The 7,250-nt window shown below is 35.6% G+C and carries 6 protein-coding genes and 1 tRNA gene; 4 read left to right on the top strand and 3 right to left on the bottom strand.

Annotated elements, in window-relative coordinates:
• Positions 1-1,004: 1,004 nt before the first annotated feature.
• The 3 genes from thrS to ACFINO_RS02925 all read right to left on the bottom strand — a co-directional run bounded on the left by thrS (position 1,005) and on the right by ACFINO_RS02925 (position 3,873).
• Positions 1,005-2,981 carry a threonine--tRNA ligase gene (thrS, locus tag ACFINO_RS02915; RefSeq protein WP_375655018.1) on the bottom strand — a complete coding sequence of 659 codons (1,977 nt, stop codon included), beginning with the start codon at positions 2,979-2,981 and terminating at the stop codon, positions 1,005-1,007.
• Between the two features lie 112 nt (positions 2,982-3,093).
• On the bottom strand, positions 3,094-3,444 hold the full coding sequence (yidD, locus tag ACFINO_RS02920) for a membrane protein insertion efficiency factor YidD (RefSeq protein ID WP_375633141.1): 351 nt from the start codon (positions 3,442-3,444) through the stop codon (positions 3,094-3,096).
• Positions 3,445-3,873 carry an iron-sulfur cluster assembly scaffold protein gene (locus ACFINO_RS02925; protein WP_375655019.1) on the bottom strand — a complete coding sequence of 143 codons (429 nt, stop codon included), beginning with the start codon at positions 3,871-3,873 and terminating at the stop codon, positions 3,445-3,447.
• 125 nt (positions 3,874-3,998) lie between these two features.
• Between ACFINO_RS02925 and folE the strand changes: the two genes are divergently transcribed.
• From folE to ACFINO_RS02945, 4 genes are all read left to right on the top strand, one after another.
• Positions 3,999-4,610, top strand: a complete 612-nt coding sequence (gene folE, locus ACFINO_RS02930) for a GTP cyclohydrolase I FolE (RefSeq protein WP_375633139.1) — start codon at positions 3,999-4,001, stop codon at positions 4,608-4,610.
• Between the two features lie 137 nt (positions 4,611-4,747).
• Positions 4,748-4,832, top strand: a tRNA-Leu gene (locus ACFINO_RS02935).
• A 192-nt stretch (positions 4,833-5,024) separates the two neighbouring features.
• Positions 5,025-6,197 carry an alpha/beta hydrolase gene (locus ACFINO_RS02940; protein ID WP_375655020.1) on the top strand — a complete coding sequence of 391 codons (1,173 nt, stop codon included), beginning with the start codon at positions 5,025-5,027 and terminating at the stop codon, positions 6,195-6,197.
• Between the two features lie 137 nt (positions 6,198-6,334).
• The gene (locus ACFINO_RS02945) at positions 6,335-6,841 is read left to right on the top strand and encodes a hypothetical protein (protein ID WP_015856440.1); all 507 of its coding nucleotides are present in this window, start codon (positions 6,335-6,337) and stop codon (positions 6,839-6,841) included.
• The last annotated feature ends 409 nt before the right edge of the window (positions 6,842-7,250 follow it).

Here is a 7,250-nt window from a genome sequence, read left to right on the forward strand (position 1 = left end):
TTTATGGATGTGCCCAGAATTTTATACGTTCAACGAGTAGTCATATATCGTATGTGTATATTTAACGAGTTTTTTATAAGAGTTTTTCATTTGGTAAAACATGAAGAAGAGAAAGAATAAACGCTGAGTTTTGCCATTTTTTTGATTTGGCTTTATAAAAATTAAGGCAATATCTCATCAGTGTAGATTGCGGGATGTAGAATGCCATTAGCTTACCAATTCATGTGCTTGTTTTAAAGAGATGTTTCTTAAGGCTTCTTAATCTTATTTTACCATAATGCCTCGTGAATGATTAATGGTAAACTCGTTGAGTACCGCTGTTTTTATACTTATGAAGGTTCAAGTCGGCATCATCATTATAGTTATAGCCTGTTCTCAATGACTGCAACAATCCTTAGCACTTTAGGCGGCTCATTGTAGGCATTTTAAAAGTCCTTTCTCAATAATTTTTATCCATACACTCATTCCGCTTGTTTCGTGCAAGCAAATGATTTTGATAAATTCAACATAAACATATTAAAAATAAGAGAAGCCTATGATATTCGAAACCTTATTTAATATGAATAACGATATATTATCATTATAAATCAATATCTTGTCCTTTTTTATAAGGGCTTATCTTACGAATAAGAAATATCATTGTTCAGCTAATTTTACATATTTTTTATTAATAAATATAATCTTGTTTTCAGTTTTCTTGCTTGATGTTGCTATAATTATTGTAATGATCTATCCATGATAGTAGCAGAATCTTTTCATTATAAAGGTAAAAGATTAATGTTATTATTAATATTCAATTGTCTATGATTTTTGCATTTAAACAGCTCATAGCTTACATTCAACTTTTTCACCAATCCACCTTGTAGAGAGAGAGCACGTTACTCTTTCTGATGATAGGTCATTGTGCATGAAACAAAAAAACACTACAATATCAAATTATTTCATTTTGTACAAAAACTGAAGATTTATAGTAAAAAATTAACGTATTACCATCTTCTGTGATATTATGCATTTATGACACGTTGCAAATCTGGAGGTGTTGCTTCATTTGAGAGTTGTTTAATCACATCTTCTACAGATAAAAGGGTTTGATTTGTACTTCCTAAGCGGCGTATATTTACGCTGTTTGTTTCAGCTTCACGTTTGCCACATACCAAAATTACGGGGACTTTTTGTAAAGAATGTTCTCGTATTTTATAGTTAATTTTTTCATTGCGGAGATCTATTGTTGCGGAAAGCCCAACAGCTTTAAGTTTTGCTGTTATTTTTTGGGCATATTCATTTGCTTCGGATGTAATTGTTACAACAACAATTTGTTCAGGAGCAAGCCAAAGTGGCATATGTCCAGCAAAATTTTCGATTAATATACCAAGAAAACGCTCCATTGATCCCAAAATAGCACGGTGGATCATAACAGGTTGACGTTTTTCTGAATCTTTATCAATATAGAATGCACCAAAACGTTCAGGGAGATTAAAGTCTATTTGTGTTGTTCCACATTGCCATTCACGACCGATAGCATCCTTTAATGTATATTCAAATTTTGGACCATAAAATGCTCCTTCACCTGGAAGGATGCTTGTTTTGATTTGTCCTGCAAATTTTGTTTCAATCGTTTTAAGGACAGATTCCATGATACTTTCTGCATGATCCCATAATGCATCAGATCCAACTCGTTTTTCTGGACGTGTTGAAAGCTTAAGACTAATTTCTTTAAAACCAAAATCAGCATAAGTTGATAAAATAAGATCATTAATACTGAGACATTCATCGGCTAATTGTTCATCAGTACAAAAAATATGCGCATCATCTTGTGTAAAACCACGCACACGCATAAGACCATGTAAAGAGCCTGAAGGCTCATAACGATGAACAAGTCCAAATTCAGAAAGTCTAATAGGCAAATCACGATAAGATTTTAAACCATGTTTAAAAATTTGCACATGACCAGGGCAATTCATTGGTTTAAGGGCATAAACATTCCCATGATCTGAATCTTCTGCTGCTGAAATTACTTTGAACATATTCTCCTTATACCAACCCCAATGGCCAGATATTTCCCAGAGTGACCTATCGAGAACTTGTGGTGCATTAACTTCAGCATATTGATGATCATCAAGGCGTCTACGCATATAGCTGATCAAATTTTGGAACATTTTCCAACCTTTTTTGTGCCAAAAAATCATTCCTGGCCCTTCTTCTTGAAAGTGAAATAAGTCCATTTCACGTCCCAAGCGGCGATGATCACGTTTTTCAGCTTCTTCTAGCATATGGAGGTAGGCTTTTAAGTCATTTTCATTTGCAAATGCTGTTCCATAAATTCTCGTGAGCATTGGATTATTGGCATCGCCACGCCAATAAGCTCCTGCAACTTTCATTAATTTGAAAGCATTCCCAATTTGCCCTGTAGATTGCATGTGCGGTCCGCGACAAAGATCAAACCACTCCCCTTGATAATAAACTTTTAAATCTTGATTTTCAGGAATGCTATCAATAAGTTCAACTTTATAAAATTCTTTTTTCTCAGAAAAAACTTTTCTTGCTTTTTCACGAGACCAAATTTCTTTTCTAAAAGGTTTATTGCGTTGGATAATTTCACGCATTTTCTGTTCAATGACGGTGAGATCATCTAATGTAAAAGGTTGTTGGCGTGCAAAATCATAATAGAATCCATTCTCAATGACAGGACCTATTGTTACTTGCGTTTCAGGAAAGAGCTCTTGCACTGCTTCAGCAAGGACATGGGCGCAATCATGCCTTATGAGCTCAAGAGCGCGTGAATCTTCTCGGGTAATAATCTCTACTTGACCAGATTGTCCCAATGGATCCGATAAGTCTCGCGTGATACCATCAAGACTATAGGCGACTGCTTTTTTTGCAAGTGATTTAGAAATAGATTCTGCTAATTCCAAGCCTGTCATTTCGGCGGGGTAATTACGTTTTGAACCATCGGGAAAAAAAAGAGAAATAGAGCAAGACATAAAAACACCCTTTTAATCCAATTCCGCTAACGATTGCGGATGGTTTCGTGAAAATTGAGTAAAAAGCTTATAGACTAATTTTTTTATCAATACATGTGAAAAAAGAAAAGGATTATTTGTTGTGTTTGTCAGAAATTTTCCAGTAACACCAAGGTTTATAAAAACAGCAAGAATTTCCAAGCGATGGAGGGACTGGATCAAAGCCATCTGTTCCAAAGGGTCCACAACGCATGATACGAAAGAGTCCCATCCATGCACCAGCCCAAAGCCCATGGCGTGCAATCGCTTCATATGTATATTCTGAACAAGTCGGGGCATGGCGGCACTGATTACCTATAAGGCTCGAAAGTGTTATTTGATAGAAACGTATTAAGAAAACACCCAATAATCGTCCGGGTGTTTTTTGCCAAGTGCCTGTGTAATTCCGAGTCAACTTTTTTTGTCTAGATTGTGATTTGAACATTTATTTTTCTTCAATTTTTTGAATGCAGTCTATCGTTGCATCAAAGGGTAGTAGTGTTGCTGCATGGCGCACTTTATAGTCTTTAAAGGGCTGTAAGCAAGAAAAATCCTCAAATGGAGATTGAGGAGAAGGACCATTTTGCGTTAGCATTTGGTAGATAACTTCACGCAATATTTTAAGATCTTGAGTTGTTTGTCCGATGATATGAGATGCTAAAAGTGAAGCTGAAGCTTGCCCTAGCACACATGCATGTATTTCGTGAGCAAAATCGGTAATAATACCATTTTCCACTTTTAAATCTACAGTGATTGTCGAACCACAAAGGTGTGCATGTTTTCTTGATGTTGCATCAGGATTATTAAGACGCCCAATTTTGCCTATATGTGCAGCATATTTAAGTATTTTATCATTATAGATATTATCAATCATGCGCTATTGCCTGAAATTTTGAGAGTCGTGATTGTTTAAACTTTTAATTCGCTTATATAGAGATTATACAAAATGAGATAGGTATGGAGCAAATGCTTTGTATAGAGTAAGCTTGGAGTTTTTGAATGCGTAATGTTGTTAAAGAAGACACAAATTTATCTGAAGAAAAGCGTCCGAGTATTGAAGAGGTGGAAGAGGCGATTCGTACATTACTCTTATGGATAGGAGAAAATCCAAATAGAGAAGGGCTTTTAGATACTCCAAAACGTATAGCCAAGGCATATCGCGAGCTTTTTAATGGTTATAGTCAATCGGTTAAAGAAACCTTAGGTACAGTTTTTGAAGAGGTTTCAGGATACAATGAAGCCGTAATCGTAAAGAATATACCTTTTTATTCACACTGTGAGCATCACATGATCCCAATTATTGGGAAAGCACATATAGCATATCTTCCTAATGCAAAAATTGTTGGTCTTTCAAAAATTGTACGTGTTGTAGATATTTTTTCTCGTCGTTTACAAACTCAAGAAGCTATGACAGCGCAAGTGGCTCACGCGTTAAAAACGTATCTGAAGCCTCATGGTGTAGCAGTATTGATTGAGGCTGAGCACATGTGTATGGCTATGAGAGGAATCCAAAAACAGGGCTCTACAACAATTACAAAAAACTTTCATGGTTATTATGAAAAAGATCAAGCGGCACAAGCACATTTTATGATGATGGTTCAAAGGTCATAGTAAAGCCCATATTTCTCGTAATCTTTATTAAGTTATAAAGCATCCGGATAAAATAAATTATGAGAAAAAGAAAATTGGCTTGTACCTTTCTTTATGATTTGTTAAAGGCTAAAAACCAAGATTTTTTCTTTCCACGTGCGGTCGTGGCGGAATTGGTAGACGCGCAGCGTTGAGGTCGCTGTGGGGCAACCCGTGGAAGTTCGAGTCTTCTCGACCGCACCAGTTAGCAGTGAGTCTCTCCATAATGAGATGAAGTTATGTTAGAGAGAGGGGATTTATAGGCATTATAGAAAAATCTTTTTTGTATGTTATTTGTTGGTGTGTTGCCAATAATGTTTCGTTTTTATTACTTTATCTATGCATTTGAAATGTTATATTTTTATAAGGTGGGGTGAAGTTGCAGTGAGAAGTATAATGATTCTGAGATATTTAACACTTCTTATTTGTATTTCTTTATTATCAGCGTGTAGTGATTCACGTGCTGTACTTTGGCATGGGGTGCATGCAACACCTTCTATGACTGCCGTAGAAAGGGAAGTTGAAGGGAAACCAGTTTCTCCAAAAGCCATCGTTCCAGTGTATGTTGCAACGAGTCGTATGATGCAAAATAATTACGCTCAACCTTATGGTGCAGAGCGATCAAATAAAGTTCATTATAATCGTGTTGACGTAGGAATTCCTCAGCAACATGTAAAGGGAGTTGTTGAAATAAATGCCTATAAACCTACGCATGATAAGTATTTTGCAGCAGTAGCATTGCAAAAATACGATAATAAAGAACAGTTTAAACAGCGATTAAATGCTGCTTTAGCAAAAAAGCCAAAAGGAAAAAGAGAAATTTTTCTTTTTATCCATGGGTATAATAATAATTTTGCAGATGGTACATTTCGTACAGCACAGTTTACACACGATTATTCTTTAAATGTTGTCGCTGTGCATTATTCTTGGCCTTCGGCCGGATCAGTTCCTCTTTATATTTATGATCGTGACAGTGCTAATTTTGCCCGTGACGGATTGATAGAGCTTTTAACACTTATTAGTGAAACCAATGCTGATCAAATTTCGGTTATTGCACATTCTATGGGCAATTTTGTTATAATGGAAGCATTTAGAACGTTAGTGTTACAGGGAAAATATAGGCCTATTCGTCGTATTACAAGTTTATTAATGGCTGCACCAGATATTGATGTTGATGTATTTGAGCGCCAACTTAATGATATAAAAAAACTCCCGCAGCCAACCGCTATTTTAGTATCCAGAGCGGATAAAGCTCTTGCGGTTTCAGGACGTCTTACGGGTGGACATCATCGTGTGGGCGATGGCTCAGATATTGAAATGTTGCGTAAAAATGGAATAGCTGTTCTTGATTTCTCTCATGTGGATGGGGGGGCACACAATGTCTTTGCATCTTCGCCAACATTGATGGCTCTTTCTCGAGAAGGTTCTTTGGCTTCCACAATTATGCAAGGTACAGAATTGTCACCTAGTCAAGCCCTTCTTGCTGATGGTAGTAGTGTGTTGGAAAAAACAACACATCTTATCCTTTATACACCTGTACGTTTTCTCTCTCCACGGATTCCACGTTGATCGTGAAAAGAGAGAAGAGGCTCCATCGAATAATGTATTGGAGGTAATATTTTTTAGCACTTTCTTTAGAATGGTCTTGTAAAATGAAAAATAAATGGCGGGATGAATGTAAAAAACAGTCATTAGGTGAGTTTGTGATGATTGCACGGAAACGCTATGTTAATACGCCTACAGTTGTTGATTATTTATCTCATTCCGCAATTAAGTTATTAGACATTCATGCTATGCTTGTGAAGGTGAGAAAAGGTGATATGGGGGAAAAACCAAATTTATTGCGTCAAATTGATTCTACAAAAAAACAGTTAGATGAGATAAGCCATGCTCTTATTTTAGAATATCGTAAACGCCAAGAAAATGAGCGTTTTTTAAAACAAATTCTGCTATCCATTTCCGATCAACTTTTTGCACTTAATAATGGTTTTAAGGAAACAGGACGTCTTTTTTTTCAAGAAGTTAGAATACTTCAGTCTCAGATGCAATGTTTGTATGAGGGAAAGGAGAGGCTGCATTTGTTGAATAGCCAAGAATCTTTTTGTTCTCCATCAAAGATTGATGAAGTCATTAAACAGTTACAAAAAGCACGAGAAAAGCTTATTCTTGAAAGCCCACATCTCTTTGAAAAAAGCACAAAAGCTAAACAATGAAAGTTCTTTAGTTGAGCAGATCGATAATTTGAATTTTACAGCAAAAACGCTGTTAGATAGAAGGCTATAACCTTTTTAAAGAAAAGAATTTGCTTTAAAAAATGAAACGCATGTATTTTATAATCTCACTCTTTATCGCATTAAAGCTTTAGAAGACTTTGGTTATATCTTTGCTAAAGTTAAGGCTGATGAATTAGGTGGCTTTATTGAAAATAAATGTTTGTGGAAAGAATTTTACAAAAAACTTTCTGATTCTTTTAATAATAGCCCGCCGGATAATTTTACCAATGTTATGAAGTTGTTAGTATATTCATTAGGCAAATAAAAAGCAAGTAAAATAAAATATTTATGTCTAATATAAGGGAATAGGTGAATCTTGATTCTATTGAGTTTTTTTGCCTCTATCCCT

It is taken from the genome of Bartonella sp. AA83SXKL, from assembly GCF_042196965.1.
GTDB lineage: Bacteria > Pseudomonadota > Alphaproteobacteria > Rhizobiales > Rhizobiaceae > Bartonella.